Origin of the sequence: Rhodococcus sp. KB6, assembly GCF_001445685.1 — a bacterium.
GTDB lineage: Bacteria > Actinomycetota > Actinomycetes > Mycobacteriales > Mycobacteriaceae > Rhodococcus_F > Rhodococcus_F qingshengii.
On the sequence record NZ_LNAK01000156.1, the window covers coordinates 60,590 to 80,642 of the forward strand.

Annotated in this window: 17 protein-coding genes; 11 read left to right on the plus strand and 6 right to left on the minus strand. The window is 62.7% G+C overall.

Going from position 1 to position 20,053, the window contains the following annotated elements:
• Nucleotides 1-83 precede the first annotated feature (83 nt).
• Complete coding sequence (upp, locus tag ASU23_RS30420) at nt 84-707, minus strand: uracil phosphoribosyltransferase (RefSeq protein WP_007735207.1); 624 nt, start codon at nt 705-707, stop codon at nt 84-86.
• A gap of 223 nt (nt 708-930) precedes the next feature.
• Here upp and ASU23_RS30425 point away from each other — a divergent pair, with 223 nt between their 5' ends.
• Nucleotides 931-2,040 carry a ring-opening amidohydrolase gene (locus ASU23_RS30425; RefSeq protein WP_007735206.1) on the plus strand — a complete coding sequence of 370 codons (1,110 nt, stop codon included), beginning with the start codon at nt 931-933 and terminating at the stop codon, nt 2,038-2,040.
• On the opposite strand, the gene ASU23_RS34080 is transcribed toward ASU23_RS30425, so the two are convergent.
• Nucleotides 2,034-2,174 (minus strand): hypothetical protein, encoded by a 141-nt coding sequence (locus ASU23_RS34080; protein ID WP_155277953.1) that lies wholly within the window; start codon nt 2,172-2,174, stop codon nt 2,034-2,036. The two genes, ASU23_RS30425 and ASU23_RS34080, sit on opposite strands and share 7 nt — an antisense overlap.
• Between ASU23_RS34080 and ASU23_RS30430 the strand changes: the two genes are divergently transcribed.
• The 10 genes from ASU23_RS30430 (at nt 2,166) to ASU23_RS30475 (ending at nt 16,635) form a co-directional block, all read left to right on the plus strand.
• Nucleotides 2,166-3,644, plus strand: a complete 1,479-nt coding sequence (locus tag ASU23_RS30430) for an amidase (protein ID WP_007735205.1) — start codon at nt 2,166-2,168, stop codon at nt 3,642-3,644. The two genes, ASU23_RS34080 and ASU23_RS30430, sit on opposite strands and share 9 nt — an antisense overlap.
• A 40-nt stretch (nt 3,645-3,684) precedes the next feature.
• Nucleotides 3,685-4,908: an aspartate aminotransferase family protein gene (locus tag ASU23_RS30435; protein ID WP_058039339.1), complete on the plus strand. Its 1,224-nt coding sequence runs from the start codon at nt 3,685-3,687 to the stop codon at nt 4,906-4,908.
• Nucleotides 4,909-5,200: 292 nt separating this feature from the next.
• Nucleotides 5,201-6,640 (plus strand): uracil-xanthine permease family protein, encoded by a 1,440-nt coding sequence (locus ASU23_RS30440; protein ID WP_003945984.1) that lies wholly within the window; start codon nt 5,201-5,203, stop codon nt 6,638-6,640.
• An 89-nt stretch (nt 6,641-6,729) separates the two neighbouring features.
• Nucleotides 6,730-7,632 (plus strand): xanthine dehydrogenase family protein subunit M, encoded by a 903-nt coding sequence (locus ASU23_RS30445; protein ID WP_047271858.1) that lies wholly within the window; start codon nt 6,730-6,732, stop codon nt 7,630-7,632.
• A 2-nt stretch (nt 7,633-7,634) separates the two neighbouring features.
• Nucleotides 7,635-8,279: a (2Fe-2S)-binding protein gene (locus ASU23_RS30450; RefSeq protein WP_058039340.1), complete on the plus strand. Its 645-nt coding sequence runs from the start codon at nt 7,635-7,637 to the stop codon at nt 8,277-8,279.
• The gene (cutA, locus tag ASU23_RS30455; protein ID WP_058039341.1) at nt 8,276-10,798 is read left to right on the plus strand and encodes an aerobic carbon-monoxide dehydrogenase large subunit; all 2,523 of its coding nucleotides are present in this window, start codon (nt 8,276-8,278) and stop codon (nt 10,796-10,798) included. Before ASU23_RS30450 ends, cutA begins: the two co-directional genes overlap by 4 nt.
• Nucleotides 10,795-11,466 carry a carbon monoxide dehydrogenase subunit G gene (locus ASU23_RS30460; RefSeq protein ID WP_007735490.1) on the plus strand — a complete coding sequence of 224 codons (672 nt, stop codon included), beginning with the start codon at nt 10,795-10,797 and terminating at the stop codon, nt 11,464-11,466. Before cutA ends, ASU23_RS30460 begins: the two co-directional genes overlap by 4 nt.
• A 281-nt stretch (nt 11,467-11,747) precedes the next feature.
• The gene (locus ASU23_RS30465; protein ID WP_007735491.1) at nt 11,748-13,847 is read left to right on the plus strand and encodes a hydantoinase/oxoprolinase family protein; all 2,100 of its coding nucleotides are present in this window, start codon (nt 11,748-11,750) and stop codon (nt 13,845-13,847) included.
• Complete coding sequence (locus ASU23_RS30470; RefSeq protein WP_058039342.1) at nt 13,847-15,787, plus strand: hydantoinase B/oxoprolinase family protein; 1,941 nt, start codon at nt 13,847-13,849, stop codon at nt 15,785-15,787. The genes ASU23_RS30465 and ASU23_RS30470 overlap by 1 nt, the downstream gene beginning before the upstream one ends.
• A 14-nt stretch (nt 15,788-15,801) precedes the next feature.
• Nucleotides 15,802-16,635 carry an NmrA family NAD(P)-binding protein gene (locus ASU23_RS30475; RefSeq protein WP_058039343.1) on the plus strand — a complete coding sequence of 278 codons (834 nt, stop codon included), beginning with the start codon at nt 15,802-15,804 and terminating at the stop codon, nt 16,633-16,635.
• Nucleotides 16,636-16,641: 6 nt separating this feature from the next.
• Here ASU23_RS30475 and ASU23_RS30480 read toward each other — a convergent pair whose 3' ends face one another.
• The 4 genes from ASU23_RS30480 to ASU23_RS30495 are packed head-to-tail and all read right to left on the minus strand — an operon-like array spanning nt 16,642 to nt 20,051.
• Nucleotides 16,642-17,652, minus strand: coding sequence for a YdcF family protein (locus ASU23_RS30480; protein WP_050656900.1), 1,011 nt, complete (start codon nt 17,650-17,652; stop codon nt 16,642-16,644).
• Between the two features lie 22 nt (nt 17,653-17,674).
• Nucleotides 17,675-18,484 carry an ABC transporter ATP-binding protein gene (locus tag ASU23_RS30485; protein ID WP_058039344.1) on the minus strand — a complete coding sequence of 270 codons (810 nt, stop codon included), beginning with the start codon at nt 18,482-18,484 and terminating at the stop codon, nt 17,675-17,677.
• Nucleotides 18,484-19,266 carry an ABC transporter permease gene (locus ASU23_RS30490; protein ID WP_202426591.1) on the minus strand — a complete coding sequence of 261 codons (783 nt, stop codon included), beginning with the start codon at nt 19,264-19,266 and terminating at the stop codon, nt 18,484-18,486. Before ASU23_RS30490 ends, ASU23_RS30485 begins: the two co-directional genes overlap by 1 nt.
• 2 nt (nt 19,267-19,268) lie before the next feature.
• Nucleotides 19,269-20,051 (minus strand): ABC transporter permease, encoded by a 783-nt coding sequence (locus ASU23_RS30495; protein ID WP_007735497.1) that lies wholly within the window; start codon nt 20,049-20,051, stop codon nt 19,269-19,271.
• Nucleotides 20,052-20,053 lie beyond the last annotated feature (2 nt).

Genomic DNA, 20,053 nt, shown 5'->3' on the forward strand with positions numbered 1-20,053 from the left:
CTACGCTCGATCACGCGACGAACATTGTCAACAGTTGACGAAAATAGCCTCTCGGAATGAGCGGTTCTCCGTATGTCTGCCAACTACCGCGGCCCGAATTGGCGATCGCCCGCGTCTCCGAGTCCAGGTATCAGGAAAGCATTTTCGTTCAGGCCGTCGTCGATGCTCGCTGTGAGGAGCCGGACCGGATGTCCGGAGTTCTTCAGTGCTTCGATCCCTTCCGGAGCCACGACGACACATATTGCAGTCACATCGGTGGCTCCGCGTGCAATGAGCAGATCGATTGTGCGGACGATGGATCCACCGGTCGCCAACATCGGATCGAGGACGTAGACGGGGGTGCTCGACAGATCAGCTGGCAGGGACTCGAGATACGGAACCGGCTGGTGTGTCTTCTCGTCTCGTGCCATTCCCACGAAACCGACGCCTGCCTGCGGAATAAGGGCACTCGCCTGTTCGACCATGCCGAGGCCCGCTCGCAAGACCGGGACCAGGAGCGGTGGATTCGCCAGCCGCACCCCCAGCGTCGGAGCAACTGGCGTCTCGATGTCGAACTGTTCCAGTTCTGCGCCGCGCATGGCCTCGTAGACCAACATATGGGTCAGTCTGCGCAAGGCGGACCGGAACGTTGCGTTGTCGCTGCGAGCGTCGCGCATGGTCGTGAGCAGCGATGCCGCCAGCGGATGGTCGACAACAGTGGTGTCCATGGTCGAATCGTAAGTGAGAACCGATGTGGCGGCGCACAACCGGTGAATCGGAGTCGAAATAACCAATCGCGGTTTTCGTTTGGGCAAGTATTGACGATGCCGATGGGTTCGAGTCGTCATAGCGTGGTCGACACGGCAGTTCCGAACCGCTCGGCTGGACTGAGCGCCCGGAGCTGTCAAGGCCCAATTTTGCCTCCACGATTCCCTATACAAGGAGATGCCAATGCCCGAAGCAATCGAGGTCCGTAAGGTTCCGCTACACAGCGTCTCCGACGCCAGTGAGCTCGCCAAGCTGATCGACGACGGTGTCCTCGAGGCCGACCGCGTCATTGCAGTCATCGGCAAAACCGAGGGTAACGGCGGCGTCAACGACTACACGCGCATCATCGCGGACCGAGCGTTCCGAGAGGTTCTCTCCGCCAAGGGTAATCGCAGCCCCGAAGAAGTGGCGGAGGTGCCGATCGTCTGGTCCGGCGGCACGGACGGCGTGATCAGCCCGCACGCGACGATCTTCGCGACCGTGCCGGCAGACAAGGTCACCAAGACCGACGAGCCGCGACTGACCGTGGGTGTCGCCATGAGTGAGCAACTGCTGCCCGAGGACATCGGCCGTACGGCCATGATCACCAAAGTTGCTGCGGCAGTGAAAGACGCGATGGCCAATGCCGGCATCACCGATCCCGCCGACGTGCACTACGTACAGACCAAGACTCCGTTGCTGACAATTCACACCATCCGTGACGCCAAGAGCCGCGGCAAGACTGTGTGGACCGAACAGACTCATGAGTCGATGGACCTGTCCAACGGCGGAACGGCTCTGGGGATCGCGGTTGCGCTCGGCGAAATCGACATGCCGACCGACGAGGATGTCATGCACAGCCGCGAACTCTTCTCCTCTGTCGCATCCTGCTCGTCCGGCGTCGAGTTGGACCGCGCGCAGATCGTCGTCGTCGGTAACGCACGTGGCGTCGGCGGACGCTACCGGATCGGCCACAGCGTGATGAAGGATCCGCTCGACCAGGACGGCATCTGGGCGGCGATCCGTGACGCCGGACTCGAACTTCCGGAGCGGCCGCACTCGAGCGACCTGGACGGTCAACTCGTCAACGTGTTCTTGAAGTGCGAGGCCAGTCAGGACGGAACGGTCCGTGGCCGTCGTAATGCGATGCTCGACGACTCCGACGTGCACTGGCACCGCCAGATCAAGTCGTGTGTCGGCGGAGTCACGGCAGCTGTCACCGGCGATCCGGCAGTGTTCGTCTCGGTATCGGCAGCGCACCAGGGTCCCGAGGGCGGCGGCCCAGTCGCTGCCATCGTCGATCTCGGTCAGTAGTAGGCAAGAACCTCGCTGGAAACCTCGACAGTCGCGCCGCCACCGGCAATTCGTCCTCGAATCAGTTGCCGGTGGCGGCGAGTCCGCCGCGGCGTACCCCACTTCACTGCTTGAAAGGATTCACGATGGTTCATGCTGCTGACCCTGTCGACGAGAGCGTTTCCGGTGCGCCCGAGAATCGCGAACTCGTCATGGCCGATGCGGTCACGCTCAGTGGTCTGATACGCAGGCGTGAAGTGTCGTGTGTCGAGGTGATGGACAGCTTCCTCGATCAGATCGAATTACATAACCCGGCGGTGAACGCGATTGTCGCATTGCGGGATCGGGAAGCGTTGACGGCGGAGGCGCGCGAGCGTGATTCGCAGTTGGCGAGTGGGGAGTATCTCGGTTGGATGCACGGGTTTCCGCATGCGGTGAAGGATCTTTCGGCGGCCAAGGGTCTGCCGTTCACGTCCGGGTCGCCGATGTTCGCGGACCGAATCGCCGAAGATGACGAACTGTTCGTCAAGCGGATCAGGTCTGCCGGTGCCATTGTGATCGGCAAGACGAACACACCGGAGTTCGGGCTCGGATCCCAGACGTACAACCCGGTGTGGGGTACGACGGTGTCGCCGTACGACAATTCGCGCACTGCCGGCGGTAGCAGCGGTGGCGCCGCAGCGTCGTTGGCGCTCCGCATGTTGCCGGTGGCTGACGGAAGCGATTACATGGGTTCGCTCCGAAACCCGTCGGCATTCAACAACGTTGTTGGGTTTCGACCATCCTGGGGTCGGATACCGGAGACGGGATTCATCGCTCAGGGCGCCGTTGTGGGCCCGATGGGCCGAACCGTCACCGACGTGGCTCACCTGCTTTCCACGATGGCGGGGCCGGATGCTTATGCACCGTTGGGGATTCGTGAGGATCCCGCGGTATTCACCGAAAGCCTCGCACGTGATCTGAAGGGCTCTCGGATCGCATGGGTCGGTGACTGGAACGGTTACCTGGCAACCGAACCTGGAGTTCTCGAGTTGTGCGAATCCTCGTTCGAGGTCTTCGAACAGTTGGGGTGCCGCGTCGAGGCGGCGCTTCCCGACTTCAAACCCGAGGACATCTGGCAACTGTTCTTGCGGTGGCGTTGGTGGGCACAGCTCGGCTTGATCGATCAGTACAACGATCCGAGCTTGCGCGAGTTGATGAAGCCCGAACTGTTGTGGGAACTCGAGCACGCGGTCACACTGTCGGCTCTCGACGTGACCAAGGCCGCGGAGGCCCGCAACGGCTGGCTGTCGGCCATTACCAAGATGTTCGAAACCTACGACTACATTCTTGCGCCCAGTGCCCAGGTGTTTCCTTTCGACAAGAACACTCACTGGCCCGAGACCGTCGACGGCCGATCGATGGACACGTATCACCGGTGGATGGAGACGGTTGTTCCCTGGACGATGGCCGGGGTTCCGGTTGCGGGGATGCCGGTCGGCTTCGACGATCGTTCGCTTCCCATGGGTATCCAGATCATCGGTCGGCACGGAGCCGACTTGGACGTACTCCAACTCGCCTACGCATTCGAGCAGGCAACCCAGTGGGTCGAGCGGGTTCTTCCGCCCGCACTCCGCGTGAACTGACCGATCTATTTCGAACGTATCCAGTTGGGAGAGAAAGACGATGGCTTCGGCATTGTGGCACGGGTTCGCGGACATGGGCGCTGTGGAGAAGAACGGCGCGTTTGTCGTCTCTCGCGGTGAGGGCGCGTACATCTGGGACCGCGAGGGCACGCGGTATCTGGATGCGACGGCGGGCCTGTGGTTCACCAATGTCGGGCACGGGCGCACGGAGATCGCGGATGCGGTAGCGGCTCAGTTGTCGAAGATCGCTCATTTCTCCAACTTCGGTGATTTCGTTCCCGAAACCACGCAGGTGTTGGCCGAGCGGTTGGCGGCCATCGCGCCGGTTGCCGGGAGCAAGATCTTCTTCACCTCGGGTGGTTCGGATTCGGTGGACACTGCGGCGAAGCTGGCTCGCCGGTACTGGCACGAGGTGGGGCAGCCGGAGAAGACGATCATCGTCGGACGCCAGAAGGCGTATCACGGAATGCACGTTGCCGGAACGGCTCTCGCTGGTATTCCGGTGAACCGTGAGGGGTACGGCGAGCTGATGGCGGATGCGGCGACCGTCGGCTGGGACGATGCGAAGAGCCTGCTCGAGTTGATCGAGAAGATCGGTGCGAACAAGATCGCTGCGTTCTTCGCGGAGCCGATCATCGGTGCGGGTGGGGTGTATCTGCCGCCGGAGGGGTATCTGGCCGAGGTGCGTGACATCTGCCGTGAGCACGACATTCTGTTTGTCGTCGACGAGGTCGTGACCGGTTTCGGCCGGATCGGTGGTGAGTGGTTCGCGTCCACCCGTTTCGATTTGCAGCCCGACATGATGACCACGGCAAAGGGTTTGACGTCGGGTTACGTTCCGATGGGTGCGGTGTTCATCGCGCCGCGGGTGGCGGAGCCGTTCTATGCGGGTTCGTGGTGGCGCCATGGGTACACCTACGGCGGGCATGCCGGTGCTGCTGCGGCGGCGATGGCGAACCTCGACATTCTCGAGCGTGAGAATTTGCTCGCGGAGTCGAAGCGTTTGGAGGCGTCGTTGCATACGCATCTGCAGCCGTTGGCGGAGCATCCGCGGGTGGCGGAGGTTCGTAGTGGGCTCGGTGCGGTTGCTGCGGTGCAGTTGGCTGATCCGGCGGAGGCGTTGCCGTTCGTGAAGACGCTTCGTGAGCACGGTATTTCGGGTCGCGCGGCGGGTCAGGGTGCGATGCAGATTTCGCCGACGTTTGTGATGACCGATGATCAGGTCGCGGAGATGGCAGCAGGAATCCTCGCAGCCCTCGGCTAGGTACCTCGTTTTCCGTTGACAGACATCGTGTTACGGAATCATTAAGCCGAAGAAAATGTTTGGGCCCTTCGTGGCGTGGTCCTCATTTCGGTCGAAACTGCCTCCAGCACTGACGATGACCCCTGCCCGCATCATCTGTCACCATTGTTGCCAATCTCGGTGAGTGGGTTCTGGCAGATTGTCATCACGTCCAAATCTCGGTCCTGCATTAGCGTTTCACTCCAGACACGGTGTTTGTGAGCTGGGGCACAAAGCATTTCGAACACCTTCCTCCTTTGCGAAAGGTCTCGTCATGCCGATCTGGACGTTGCACGGAGACGGAAAGAACATCGGAGCCGGTGAAGTGGTCGCTCCCGGCGAGCGACTCAGTTGGGCGAGAACCATCGGGTTGGGCGGCCAGCATGTCGTGTCGATGTTCGGCGCGACGTTCGTCTTCCCGATCATCATGGGCCTCAATCCTCAACTTGCCGTGATGATGTCAGGCTTTTGTACGCTCTTCTTCCTGCTGGTGGTCAAGGGGCACGTCCCCAGCTACCTCGGAACATCCGCAGCTTTTGTCGGTGGCGTTGCCGCCATTCGTGCCCAAGGTGGAACGACGGCCGAAGTGACCGGTGCGATTCTGGTGTCGGGGTTGGTTCTGGGATTCGTCGGCATCGCCATCCACTTTCTCGGCGGTGGCGTCATCAGTAAAGCGCTACCGCCGGTGGTCACCGGCGCTGTGGTGATGTTGATCGGCTTCAACCTGGCGCCTGTGGTCGCGGGGTTGTACTGGCCGCAGGATCAGTGGGTGGCACTGATCGTGATGGTTGCCCTGATCGTGATGAGCGTTGCGCTACGCGGCTTCCTGGGACGTATCGCCATTCTCGTCGCCCTGGTTTTCGGCTACATCTTCTCGTGGGTCCTCGACCGGCTCTCCGGTCCGATCACGTCCGCCAGTGGTAGTGGCGCACCCACCGAGCACTTTCGTGTCAACTGGGATTCGGTGCACTCGGCGTCCTGGTTCGGGTTGCCGCCGTTCTCGGACGAAGCCAACGGGATCGTCGGTATCCACGCTCCCTCGTTCAGCCTCACGTTCATCGTTCTGGTGCTTCCCGGTGTCATCGCACTGGTCGCGGAAAACGCCGGACACGTCAAGGCGGTCGCCGAAATCACGGGCGACGATCTCGACCCGTACATCGGACGCGCCATTGCCGGTGACGGTTTTGCCACCGCCATCGCCAGCGCAGTAGGCGGCTCCCCCACTACGACGCATGCCGAGAACATCGGTGTCATGGCTGCCACGCGGGTGTACTCGACCGCCGCGTACGTGATTGCGGGTTTCATCGCGATCCTGCTCGGCTTCTCGCCCAAGTTCGGAGCAGTCATGGCGGCGACGCCCGGTGGCGTCCTGGGCGGAATTCTTGTGGTTCTGTTCGGCATGATCGGTCTGCTCGGCGCCAAGATCTGGAAAGAGAACGGCGTCGACTTCGGGAACCCGCTGAATCTGATGCCGATTGCCGCCGGTCTGATCATCGGTATCGGCGACACGGCGCTGAAGTTCAGTGACACGTTCTCGCTCGGAGGTATCGCGCTCGGCACCATCGTCTTGATCGTGATGTACCACCTCTGCCGGCTCGTAGGGTCCTGGAACCCTGAACTGAACAGGCCGAAGTCCGGCAGGCGGCCGGGCGCAACGCCGGGGGCGAATGCGTCAGATGACGAACGCGAAGAGCCCGTGGCGCAGCTCACGTGATGCCAAGTTGAATGTATGCCAGGTATGACCCGTGACCGTTGTCACATCTGCACAAAACGTGAAGTGACTCATAGAGGCAGGATTGAGTAATGAAACCGTCGCCGCTGACTTATCACCGACCGTCCTCGGTCGAGGACGCGTGCCGAATCCTCTCCGAGGTCTCTCACGAGGGGAAGGTGCTCGCCGGTGGGCAATCGCTTGTGCCGCTGCTGTCCATGCGCCTCGCCGCGCCCGCCCACATCGTCGACATCGGATCGATCCCGAACCTCGCCTCGGTGACCTCGTCCGAAGACGAAGGAGTGCGGTTCCAGGCCCTGGCCACGCACTCGGTGCTGGCGGCCGACGAAGGTGCTCGTCGAGTCCAGCCTCTGCTGAACCGTGCTCTGCAGTTGGTAGCGCACCCCACGATCCGTAACCGCGGGACGAGCGTCGGCTCCATCGTCCATGCCGATCCGTCGGCGGAGATGCCGGCAGTCCTGACGCTGCTCGGGGGCAGCGTGACCGTCCAGTCGGTGCGTGGCACCCGCGAGATCGCGTCGACGGATCTCTTCGCCGGCCCTCTCGAGTCGAGCCTGGAATCAGACGAGATCGCGGTGTCGGTGTCGGTGCCCGCCGCCGAACCCGGCGTGGGAACCGCCATCGACGAGATCGCGCGTCGTCACGGTGACTATGCACTGGTCGGCGTCGTCGCCCGGATTCGCGTGGTCGACGGTCTGGTGGCCGAAGCGCACATGACGTACGTGTCCGCCGGAGAGCTGGGGCAGGTCGTGGACTACACGAACGTGCTGGCGGGGGCGTCCGCGACGGATCAGCGAGACCCGCGGTGGCGCACCCTCGGGGAATGCGCCCGCGCGCAGATAGATACCGAGGCAGACATTCACGGGACGGCGGCGTACCGCTCGCAGTTGGTGTCCGCGCTCACGGCGCGGGTCGGCTTCGCGGCGGCAACGGATGCTCTCAGTGAGAACGCAGTACTGGCAGGAAAGTGGTGACAATGTCCAAAAACGATCGCTCCATCGATGATCAACTTGCCGAGTTGGCAGCAGACACCGGTGAGCACCATGTAGCTGTCACGTTCACGCTCAACGAGGTGACGAACACCGTCGTTCATCCCTCCCGCACTCTGGCTTCGGATGCCATTCGTCACCACCTCCGTAAGACGGGCACGCACGTGGGTTGTGAACACGGCGTGTGTGGTGCGTGCACCGTGCTGCTCGACGGAAAGCCTGTTCGATCCTGTCTCGTCCTCGCGGCCAGCCTCGAAGGTCGATCGATCACCACCGTCGAAGGCCTCGTCGAGCCGGACGGCACTTTGCATCCGGTTCAGCAGGCGTTCAAGGATTGTCACGGTCTGCAGTGCGGATTCTGCACTCCGGGATTCGTGACGACCATCGCGGCATTTCTCGAGGAGAACCCCAACCCCACGCGGGAGGAAGCTACCGACGCGATAGCGGGAAACCTCTGCCGTTGTACGGGGTACCAGAACATCAGGGCGTCGGTTTTGCGCGCAGCCGAGATCAAGCGTGAACGGGCCGGGCAGTTCCCGCTCGGAATCGACGACGCGTCCACTCGGGAGGCGTTGGATCGCAAGGTGCGGGGAACAACGAATCCTGTCGGAGGACGGGCGGGTAAGGCATGAGTACTCCGGTCAAACCAGCAAAGCGCAACGGGGCGAAGCACCCCGCTTCCGATCATTCGACGGCCGATCATTCGGTTGCCGACGACGGCAAGTTCTTCGGTAAACCGATTCCGCGCGAGGAAGATACGCGTCTGCTCAGCGGTCAGGGGCGATACCTCGACGATCTGGGCCACAACGCGCTGATCGCGGCATTCGTCAGGTCGCCGCACGCTCATGCGCGAATCATCGACATCGACATCGACCAGGCGCTGGAAGTGCCTGGTGTGCATGCCATCTACACCTACGAAGATCTCCTGGCCGACACGCCGGAAATGGCGGAGAACCTGCCACTGCTCATTCCGCATCCGGGAATCATCGCTCCGCGCAACGGGTATCCCCTCGCGAAGGACGAGGTGAAGCATGTCGGCGAAGCCATCGCCATGGTGGTCGCCGACAACCGGTACATCGCCGAGGACGCTTGCGCGAAGATCGACGTCACCTACGAGGCGCTGAAGCCTGTAGTGGGGATCGACGTCGCTCGCACCGCCGCGAACGCCGTCCACGCAGACGTTCCGGACAACGTCGCCGCTCACCTGCAGCACGGGTTCGGAGATCTGGATGACGAACTGGCCGCCGCGCCGCACCGACTGACGCTGGATCTCGAAATCGAGCGTTCGGCTTCCATGCCGATGGAGGGCAAGGGCGTCTACGCACGTTGGGACGGTGACGAGAACACCCTCACGTTCTGGACCTCCACCCAGACGTCCACGTCCGCCCGCGCCGCAATCGCCGCGCGATTGGGGATGGCGCTGAACAAGGTTCACTGCATCGCTCCTGACGTCGGCGGCGGATTCGGCGTCAAGATCGTTCACCCGTGGCCCGAAGAAGTCATGATCACGTGGGCCGCTCGACGCCTCGGCCAGGCCGGTATCTCCTGTGAGGTGAAGTGGGTCGAGGATCGCCGTGAGCACTTCATCTCGAGCGCACACGAGCGCGGGCAGATCCAGAAGGTCGACATCGGATTCGACGACGATGGTCGTCTGTTGGCGTTCGACTTCACGTTCTGGCACGACAACGGTGCTTACCTGCCGTACGGGATCATCGTCATGATCAACACCGCGACGCAGGTTCTCGGGCCGTACAAGCCGAAGTCGTTCCGGGTCAACGCCTATTCGCTGTACACCAACACCGTGATCGTGACCCCGTACCGCGGCGCCGGACGTCCGCAGGCCGTGTTCGCGATGGAGCGATCCATGGACGCCATCGCCAAGTACCTGAACAAGGACAAGATCGCGGTGCGGGAGGCGAACTTCATTCGCCCCGAGGACATGCCGTACGACTTCGGCCTGATGTTCCAGGACGGACGCCCGTTGATCTACGACACGGGCGACTACCAGGCGGGCATCGACAAGCTCAAGAAGCTCATCGACTGGGACGGATTTCCCGAGTACCAGAGGAAGGCTCGTGCCGAAGGTCGGTCGGTCGGCATCGGTATCGGCGCGTACGTCGAGGGAACCGGACCCGGACCCTACGAGGGTGCGCACGTCGTGGTCGAGACGTCCGGAAAGGTCAAGGCCGCAACAGGCCTGACGACGCAGGGTCAGGGCCACCAGACCGCGTTCGCCCAGATCGTTGCGGACGACCTCGGAGTCAAGGTCTCCGACGTCGAGATCGTCACGGGTGATACCCGCCGGTTCGGTTATGCCGTCGGCACTTTCGCCTCGCGTGGTGCGGTCATGTCAGGTTCGGCCTTCCACGTCGCAGCGCAGATGGTCGCGGAGAAGGCGAAGAAGATCGCGTCCGGAATCCTGGATCTGCCGGAAACCGAACTGGAACTCCGGGAAGGCCACGTGTGCAAGATCGGCACCGAAGCCGGAGTGGAGGGTACGTCCGTACCGCTGAGTGTTGTTGCCGTGCTGTCGAACCCGCTACGATATGCGTTCGACCGTGAGTCGAAGCTGGCCACCGGTTTCGCCAAGACCGACACGGACATGTCGAAGCCGCCGATTCCCGAGGGTGAGCAGCCCGGTCTGGAAGCAACCGGCTACTACTCGCCGCCCAGTTCCACCTTCGCTTCGGGAGTGCACGCGGCGATCGTCGAAACCGATCCCGTGACAGCCGAGATCACGGTCCGTCGTTACGTTGTCATCCACGACTGCGGAAACGTGATCAACCCCCGCATCGTCGAAGGTCAGGTCATGGGCGCCGTCGCGCAAGGTATCGGCGGCGCACTCTACGAGCGGATCGTCTACGACGAGCACGGGCAGATGCTCAACGCGTCGTACATGGACTTCTTGATGCCGTTCGTCACCGAGATGCCGGATTCGCTCGAGATGGATCACACCGTCACGCCGTCGGGACTCAACCCACTCGGAATGAAGGGTGCCGGTGAGGCGGGTGTGATCCCCACCAGCGCCGTCATCGCGGCTGCCATCGAGGACGCCGAAGGAATCTCGATCACGTCCATGCCCATTTCACCGTCCGAACTGTTCGAACTTCGACTCGCACACGCGGGTTCGTCATCAGAGGAGAATGCATGAGAATCGCCGGCACCGCGCAGCTGACGGCACCTCGCGAAGAGGTCTACGACAAGCTCCAGGACGGTCGTGTACTGGCCGCGACCATTCCCGGTGTGCAGTCGCTCGAGCAGCTCACGGACAATCACTACAAGCTCTCCATCATGGCGGGGGTCGCGTCGATCAAGGGCGTCTACGACGGCGAGGTTGTTCTGTCGCAACAGAATCGGCCAAATTCGTTTGTCATGACGGCTTCGGGGGCGGGTGCTCCCGGCACGGTGAAGGCGGACGTCACGGTCACCTTGACGGAGAACGAGGGTGGCACGCTGCTTTCGTATGACGCCGACGCCGTGGTCGGCGGGATGGTCGGCGGCGTCGGGCAGCGCATGATCACCGGTGTAGCCAAGAAGATGGCCGGGGTGTTCTTCAAGAGCATCGACGGCGTCATTGCCAACGGCATCCCCGAGAAGGTCACTGCCGCCGTGGCGGCGGCGGTACCGGCAGTGGCGGTCGAAGGCGCGCCGGTAGTTTCCGGAGCTGTCGCGGCACCGGCGGTTCTCCCGGCCGCTGCACCGACAGCGGGCGGCACAGATGCTCGCACGGTGATGGTCAGCGCCGTCGTCGGCGCAGCCATTGCTTTGTCAGGTGTTGCTATAGGCGGATTCCTGGCGCGTTCTGGTTGTCGCGAGTAGTTCACTCAGGTGTCAACAGCTGATTTGCGATGAGGGAAACGCCCCGAACCGACCAGGTTCGGGGCGTTTTTCACGTCCGCGTAACCCACTGGGGCGCCGGCGAAGATCCGCTCGTGATCGTGCGCCGAACCTTGGTCCCCCGATTCGGCGAATTGTGACAAAGAATCCGCTCTTCCGAACCTGTGGAATAGCTCTACACGTCAGGTACGAGCCACTTACCGGCTAGGCCGCAACCGTCGATCGGTACCAGACGAGACGAGCCAAAGATCTCAGGAGGAAGCGTGGAACCCAGGAAGATTCGGGTCGGTATCGATACCGGCGGAACGTTCACCGACATCGTGGCAGTGGACGACGAAACCGGCGCCATCGTCACCACCAAGACCCCGTCCACCCCGGCGGACCCCGCCGAGGGCTTTCTCGCCGGTATCGAGAAGGTACTCGCCAAGCTCGGTGAGAGTGGCGACTCCATCGGTGCGGTCAGCCACGGCACGACCGTAGCGACGAACAAGCTGCTCGAAGGCAAGGTCGAGAACCTCGGCTTCATCACCACCGAGGGCTACGAGCACGTTCTCGAGATCGCTCGTCAGTCGGTGCCGGACGGTTACGGCAACTCGTACTTCTGGGTCAAGCCCGAACGCATCGTCCCCGCCGATCGTGTACGCACCGTCGGTGGACGCCTTTCCTTCGACGGCAGCGAGATTCGTCCGCTCGACGAAGAGAGCGTTCGCAGCGCAGCGCAATTCTTCAAGGACCGCGGGATCCGGACCATCGGCGTCTGCCTCATGCACTCGTACGCCGATCCGACGCACGAGGAGCGCGTACGCGACATCCTCTTCGAAGTTTTCCCCGATGCGACGGTGAGCATCTCGAGCCAGGTGCTGCGTGAGTACCGCGAATACGAGCGGTCCATCACCACACTCGTGGACGCCGCGGTCAAGCCGAACATCCGCAACTACGTGAACAACATCGCGAATCGTCTGCGTGAGTTCTCGACCACCGACGGTGAACCCCGCGACATCCCGTTCTACGTCATGAAGTCCAACGGCGGTGTCCTGTCGGCCAAAGAGGTTGTTCACCAGCCTATTACGACAGTCCTGTCGGGACCGGCCGCCGGAGCCCTCGGTGCTGCGCTGATCGCCGACGCCGCCGGCGTCGAGCAGGTGTTGACCTGTGACGGCGGCGGAACGTCGACGGATGTCACCGTCGTGGTTCGCGGCGAGCCCGCGCTGACCACCGAAGGGCGAGTGGGCAACTACCCGTCGAAGATCCCGATGATCGACGTCGTGACCGTCGGCGCCGGTGGTGGGTCGATCGCGTGGATGACGCCGGAACACACCCTCCGAGTCGGCCCTCAGTCGGCCGGCGCCGATCCCGGACCGTTGTGCTACGGCAAGGGCGGCAGCGAACCGACCATCACCGACGCGCACGTCCTGCTCGGTCGCATCCCACCCCACCTGCTCGGTGGCGAGATTCCTCTCGACACGGAATTGGCACGCAAGGGCCTCGAAGAGCTTGCAACACAGCTCAGTCTGGGCTTCGAGGAGTGCGCGGTCGGCGTCCTCGAGGTCTCGGCGTGGAACCAGGCCAACGCCCTGCGTCAGATCACCGTCAAGCGTGGCCTCGACGTTCGCGACTTCACCCTCGTGACGTTCGGCGGCTCCGGCTCCTTGCTCGCCTGCCGTCTCGTCGACATCCTGGGTCTGAAAGACGTTCTCGTCCCGCTCAATCCGGGTAACGTCTCCGCGTTCGGTCTGCTGACGGTCGATGTCCGCAACGACTACGTCCAGACGCATGTCAGTCGTCACGACCGGTTGAAGGCTGAAGACCTGCAGAGCCAGTTCGACGCGCTGGCCGGCGAAGCCGAGATTGCGCTTGCCGAAGAGGGTTTCGACGAGACGCAGCGTAAGTACTCTCGTACTGCGGATCTGCGCTACCTTGGTCAGGCATTCGAGGTGCGCGTCCCGGTGGCGGAAGGTACCGTCACGACGCAGATCATGGACGACGCGGCCGAGGCGTTCCACCAGGCGCACCGCGAGCTGTACGGCTACGACTTCCGGGGAGACCCGTCGCAGCACGTGGAATGGGTCAACCTGCGCGTGAGTGGCATCGGCCCGATCAAGCGTCCGACGCTCAAGGAGATCCCGGCCGGCACCGGCGCCGACACCGCTCGAACCGGTTCGCGTCAATCGTATTTCGACAGCTGGGTCGAAACGGCCACCTACGATCGCACACTGCTCGGTGCGGGTGACGTCATCGAAGGACCGGCCGTGATCGAGGAGTTCAGCTCGACTGTCCCGATCCATCCCGGATTCTCGGCACGTATCGACACCTTCGGGAACATTCGTATCTCGAAGTCTTCCGACTCGAACGGAGTGAAGTGATGACCGCCATTCTCGATGCTGCTGCTGCCACCGCGGCCAAGCCGTACCGACTCACCGCTACCGACGGCACGTCACCTGATCCGATTCTGGTCGAGATCGTCGCCGGTTACCTCGCCAGCGTGGAAATGGAAGTCGAGACCTCCATTTCGCGCACCTCGCGTTCACCGATGATCCGTGACGCTCACGACTTCCGCGCGGGTATTCACGACCGGAACCTCCGCAAGCTCACGGGCCGTTCGTATTCCGCACTGGTTCATCCGATCGCCCGGGACTTCCCGCTCGAGACGATGAAGCCGGGAGACGTGTACTTCCACAACGACGTCTACCTGTCCGAAGGTGGCATCGGCCATCTCCCCGACCTCTGCGTCACGGTGCCTGTCTTCGCCCGCGTCACTCCCGATGCCGAGCCGAAGGTTGTTGCGTTCGTTCAGGCATTCGGTCACCACGACGACATCGGCGGTTGCTGCCCCGGCTCCATGCCGTCCGGCGCGACCACGGTGTACGAAGAGGGACTGATGGTTCCGCCGATCAAACTGTGGGACCAGGGAGTTCCCAACGAGGCGGCGCTGCGCATCATGACGCGTAACTCCCGCATGCCCGACGCTCTCGCAGCCGATCTCGACGCCGAGTGCTCGGCGTGCCTGATGGGTGCGCGTCGACTCACCGAATTGTTCGAGCGCTACGGCGTCGACACCGTCGAGTCGTGCTTCGACGCGATGATGGACGCGACCACCGAGACGTACCGCCGCGAGATCCTCAGCAAGATCCCGGTCGGTGAGTACACGTGGGAGGACTACGCCGAGCACGACGGCGTCGACGAGCCGATGCTCCACATCCAGCGCATCACGCTCACGAAGACGCGGCCGGAGGACGAGGGTGGCGAGCGACTCATCCTGGACTTCAACGGAACCGGACCGCAGGCAAAGGGCCCGATCAACCACTGTGGTGACTACGCGGACGGAAACTTCCTCATCAAGTGGTTGGCCCCGATTCTGCGTAACCTCGCGGACACCCCGGAGCGCATGGCCGAACTGGATGTCAACGAGGGCGTCGTACCGCTGATCGAGATGAAGTTCCCCGAGAAGGGAACACTGATCACCCCGATCTTCCCCGCTCCCACCAACGCTCGCACGTTTGTCATCCTCCGTCTGCTCGGAGTGCTGGCCGGCGTCGTGGCCAAGGCTGTGGACGGCAACATGCCCGCCGATCAGGAGACCATCAGGTACACCGGTGTTTACGGTGAGGACTTCGAGGGTCACTCGTATCTCATGCGTGAGGTGCTCGGCGGCGGTTCGGGCGGACGCTACTACGCCGACGGTGAGGACACGATTCACGTCGTTCCCGATTCACGGAACCTGCCGACCGAGTTCACCGAGAGCCGTTTCCCCTTCATCGTCGAGAAGCTCGGTCTGGCCATGGATTCGGGCGGAGCCGGACGTTACCGCGGCGGTCTGGGATACGAGAAGCACATCCGGATGCTCAAGGATGCTCACTTCATGTCCATTGCGGATCGTTCGATCCTCGCCTGCTGGGGAGTCAAGGGCGGCAAGGCCGGTCGGCCGTTCTCCGTGGTCCTGGATCCGGGTGGACCGAACGAGCGTGAGTTCGACGCGCTGACCGATGCCGAGCCGATCAAGGCCGGCGAGGTCGTACGGATTCGCACCACCGGTGGTGGCGGTTGGGGAGATCCACTGGAGCGCCCGATCGAGGAGGTCTTGCGAGACATTCAGTGGCGCAAGGTTTCCGTAGAGGGTGCACGCGACGACTACGGTGTTGTCGTGATCGAGGGTGACGAGCCGACCGTCGACGAGGCTGCTACCACGGAGTTGCGGGATCAGTTGCGCTCGGAGCGCGGTGAGAACGAGCCCTTCTTCGATCGGGGTCCGGGCTACGCGCAGCTTTCCGGTGGCGCCACCTCAGCGGTCTACGACTACGTCTAGGACGGAAAACTCTCATGGAGAACGGAATTGCTCGCGGCGCCGACATCGCGGTGATCGGCGCCGCGGGTAAGACCGGTGAGGCCGTCGTCGCCGCACTGCCGCCGAGCGTGACAGTTCGGCGACTGGTGCGAAAGGCGCGTGTCGACGGGGACTTCGAGGTAGAACTGGAAACCGGAAGCGGACTGCGCAAGGCGCTCGCCGGGTGCCGAGGCGTGTACTTCATTGCCCCGAACGTCCATCCCGACGAGCCCGCACTGCTTCGCAATGCGCTGACGGCAGCGGCTTCGGCGGGAGTGGAGCACTTTGTCTATCACTCCGTCGCGTGGCCGTTCAGCCCGTCCATGCCGCATCACCTGGACAAAGCCAGGTGTGAGGACGAGCTGCATCGTTCACCCTTGAAATGGACTGTGCTGCAACCGTGTGCGTACGCGCAGAATTTCGAGGCGGTACTCACGGGCCGATCTGACACCATCGTCCTGCCGTACAGCGCGGAAACGAAGTTCTCGTTCGTGAGTCTGGCGGACGTGGCGGCTGTTGCCGCGGTCGTACTGAGCGAGGGCTCGGGTGAACATCACGGAGCGACGTACGAGGTGGGCGGCCCGCAAGCTCTGAGCGTCATGGAGGTGGCACAGATGGTGGAAAAGCAGACGTCACGGACCGTCGCGATAGATCAGATCAGCGTGGATCAATGGCGCGAACAGATCGGCAGCAGCCTTGGCGTCAACGCCAGCTCGCGTCTGGCGGCGATGTTCGAGTTCTACAACCACCACGATTTTCTTGCCGGCAGCGCGGCCGTCGAACTGCTTCTGGGTCGCCGACCGATGGCCGTCGAGAACCTGATTCGCTGAATCCGGCTACGAAATGCCTCCTGCCGCCCAGACCACCAGTGGGGGCAGGGCGGCCAGGATCAGGCAGACCGTTCCGTTGAGCCACTTGTGCTCCACCGTGACGGCGGCGAACTCGCGCAGAATGGCGCTCGGCAGGTAGTACCGGGCGGTGTGGGAACCGATGACTTCCGCATCCAGATCGAGGCTTCGGGCAAACGTCGCAGTTCGGAGGATGTGGAAGTTGCTGGTGACCAGCACCATTCGAGGCTTCGTGGTGTTGGCACGGAGAAGGTCCCTGGTGTACTCGAGGTTCTCGAGCGTGGTGGTCGAGCGGTCCTCGAGAATCACGCTCTCGCGCGGTATCCCGTGATCGACGAGGTAGACGCACATTGCCTCCGCCTCGCTGACCACCTCGTCCGAACCCTTCCCACCGCTCACGACCAACAGTGGTGAACGTCCTTCGCGGACCTCGGCGCGAAAGACGTCGGCCGCCTTGTCCAGACGGCTGGCAAGCAGGGGTGTCACGTCGGCGCCCGAAAGCCCGGCGCCGTGCACCACTATCGCGTCCATCCCGGGCTGGTACTTCTGGCGTCCGTAGACGTAGGAGTAGAGCAGAAAGCTCGTGAACAGAAACCCCAGGTACGACGCGACCAGGCTGAACGAACCGAGAACGACTGCGAGCCAATATCTCTGCGTAAGCAGCGCTGATGCGAGCAACACGTAGGGAACGAGCAGGCCGAGTCCGGCGACGAGTGAGAGCAGATTCGCGACGCTGAATCCCTCGCGCCGCAGCATCGTGACTCCGTTGACGATCAGGAATCCTGCAAGCATGAGCACCAGCAACGGCGAGAGCAGAGCGATCGTCGCGATGACGAACGACGGGACCTCGGTTCCCGGCGCACCCGACTGCAACATCCACAGACCGGTGAAGATCAGTCCGAGAAGTAGGTAGACGCCGTTGCTCAGCCTCCGTCGATCCTGCCTGAACCGGTAGCCGCAGAATCCGAGCAGCGCGAGGCCGATGAGGAGAAGGATCACGGAGCCAGCCTAGGCGAGGCGCTTACGACACGGGCGCCACCACCTTCGACTGCTGGATCGCGGACAGGACCCTGGTACGGCACTCGATGAACAGTGGGTCTGCCTTGGTGGTCAGTTGATCTCGAGCTCCGGTCAACGGGACGTCGACGATGTCCTGCGTCAATGCCGGAGTTCCGCCGAGGACGACCACTCGATCGGACAGGTACACCGATTCGTCGACGTCGTGGGTGACGAGGAGGACGGTGATGCCAAGATCACGCTGAAGCGTCAGCAGCAGGTCTTCGAGTTCCGCGCGGGTCTGCGCATCGACCGACGCGAAGGGTTCGTCCATGAGGAGTACCTGCGGCCGATAGGCGAGAGCGCGAGCTATCGCCACTCTCTGCTGCATTCCGCCGGACAACTGCCAGGGGTAGGAACGCGCAGCACCGCCTAGACCGACAACGGCAAGTGCATCGCTAACCCTCTCGTTCTGAACCTTCCGCGCCAGACCGTTGCCCCGTAGCGGCAGGCGAACGTTCTCGCCCACTCGAAGCCACGGCATCAGTGTGCGTCCGTAGTCCTGTGACACGAGAGCCAGCGTGGCCGGCGGTGCATCGATCGCGATCCCGGCGATGCGGACCTCACCAGTGGTCGGCTTCTGCAGACCGGCGATGCAACGAATCAGCGTGCTCTTGCCGATGCCGGAATGGCCGACGATGCAGACGATTTCTCCGGGTGCAACGGACAGATCGATGCCGCGGAGCACTTCGCGGCCGGTGGGACCGCCGTAGGTCACCCCGAGGCCGCACAGTTCGACTGCGGGTTTCGATGCCGCAGATTCTGTGGATGACATCAGTTTCCTTTCACTGCGAGAGCGTCGTGGGTCCGCGGCTGCCATCTGAGCAACCATCGTTCGATCACGCCGTATCCGAGGTTGAGCACGTATCCGATGATTCCCAGCAGGAGAATTCCGGACCACATGTCGGCGATCGCGAAGGTCTGTTGCGCGACGATCACGAAGTGACCGATTCCTGCAGTGGAGACGTACATTTCGCTTCCGACCATGATGACGACACCGATCGCGAGACTGGTGCGGATACCGACTGTTATCTGCGGCATCGCTCCGGGGAGGAGTACCTGCGTCACGAGGAGGGGTGTACGGATCCGGTAGCTGCGCGCCACCAATCGGATACTCGGGTCGATGGAGCGAATGCCGTCGAGGGTGTTGAGGAGTATCGGCCAGACCGCGCCGAAGGCGATGGCGGCAACGTTACCCGTCGAACCGGTTCCGAAAACGATGAAAAGTGCGGGTAATACGGCCAGCGCCGGAATAGCGCGGAAGAACTGGAGAAACGGATCGGCAATGTCGGCAGCCAGCGGGAACAGCGCCAGCAGGAGACCGGCACCGACGCCGACCGCCAGTGCCACGGCGAGACCGAAGGCAAGGTTGGTCAAGCTCGGTACGACGTCGTGGGCGAATCCCGGACCGAACCAGTTGTCCACAAACGCTTTCCAGATACGTGACAGCGGCGGGAAGTAAGGCGACTTGCTCGACTCCGAACCGAAGTACCATACGACGACGATCAAGATCGGCAGCCACAACTCCCACGCGAGGAGTCGAAGTCCTGACATCATCTTCACGTCGTCATCCTCCTCGGGATGTAATGCCAGGCAAGTAAACGATTCTCGATCGCCATCACGGCGAAGGCGAGCAGCATTCCGAGTAGTCCGGCGACGATGATCAGTGCGAACATTCGATCGGGAACGGATTGGCTCAGCAGGATCTCCTTACCGAGTCCCGGCACGCCCGCGATCAATTCTGCACCGATGGTCAGCAGCAAGCTCAGTGTTGCCGAGATGCGAATCCCGGTGAAGATGTAGGGCATCGACGCCGGTGCGACGACGAGAGCGAGCCTGCGCCACAGTGGAAGTCGGAAGGATCGTGCGGTGGCCAGCAGTTCCGGGTCGACGTTGCGCACACCGTGAATCGTCTGGAGCAGAATCGGCCACACACTTACTGCCACGATCAGTGCCACCGCCATCCGTTGCGTCGGGCCCATGATCAGCAGAAAGAGCGGAATGATTGCGAGCGGCGGAACGGTTCGGCAGAAGTCGATGACGAAGCGGGAGGAGACCGTCAGGAACGGGTGCGCGGCGAGCAGCAGCCCTGCCGGGATTCCGATCACCAGGCACAGCGCCAATCCGATCGCCGTGGTGGTCACCGTTTGTCCCAGTGATGTCCACAACGAGGACGTGCCGAGCTCGTTCACAAAGGCCACTGCCACGTCGCTGAACTTCGGAATACCTTTGACGTCCTCGTCGCCGAGCATTCCGAAGATCTGCCAGGCGGCTGCCAACGCGAAGAGCGTCAGCAGCCGACCGAGCAGAACCTGCCTGCGGCGAGTCTGCAGGGTTGTCAAGG

Coding starts and splice junctions, on each gene's coding strand:
- upp (WP_007735207.1), bottom strand. CDS start 707: ATGGACACCACTGTTGTCGACCATCCGCTGGCGGCATCGCTGCTCACG.
- ASU23_RS30425 (WP_007735206.1), top strand. CDS start 931: ATGCCCGAAGCAATCGAGGTCCGTAAGGTTCCGCTACACAGCGTCTCC.
- ASU23_RS30430 (WP_007735205.1), top strand. CDS start 2,166: ATGGTTCATGCTGCTGACCCTGTCGACGAGAGCGTTTCCGGTGCGCCC.
- ASU23_RS34080 (WP_155277953.1), bottom strand. CDS start 2,174: ATGAACCATCGTGAATCCTTTCAAGCAGTGAAGTGGGGTACGCCGCGG.
- ASU23_RS30435 (WP_058039339.1), top strand. CDS start 3,685: ATGGCTTCGGCATTGTGGCACGGGTTCGCGGACATGGGCGCTGTGGAG.
- ASU23_RS30440 (WP_003945984.1), top strand. CDS start 5,201: ATGCCGATCTGGACGTTGCACGGAGACGGAAAGAACATCGGAGCCGGT.
- ASU23_RS30445 (WP_047271858.1), top strand. CDS start 6,730: ATGAAACCGTCGCCGCTGACTTATCACCGACCGTCCTCGGTCGAGGAC.
- ASU23_RS30450 (WP_058039340.1), top strand. CDS start 7,635: ATGTCCAAAAACGATCGCTCCATCGATGATCAACTTGCCGAGTTGGCA.
- cutA (WP_058039341.1), top strand. CDS start 8,276: ATGAGTACTCCGGTCAAACCAGCAAAGCGCAACGGGGCGAAGCACCCC.
- ASU23_RS30460 (WP_007735490.1), top strand. CDS start 10,795: ATGAGAATCGCCGGCACCGCGCAGCTGACGGCACCTCGCGAAGAGGTC.
- ASU23_RS30470 (WP_058039342.1), top strand. CDS start 13,847: ATGACCGCCATTCTCGATGCTGCTGCTGCCACCGCGGCCAAGCCGTAC.
- ASU23_RS30475 (WP_058039343.1), top strand. CDS start 15,802: ATGGAGAACGGAATTGCTCGCGGCGCCGACATCGCGGTGATCGGCGCC.
- ASU23_RS30485 (WP_058039344.1), bottom strand. CDS start 18,484: ATGTCATCCACAGAATCTGCGGCATCGAAACCCGCAGTCGAACTGTGC.
- ASU23_RS30490 (WP_202426591.1), bottom strand. CDS start 19,266: ATGATGTCAGGACTTCGACTCCTCGCGTGGGAGTTGTGGCTGCCGATC.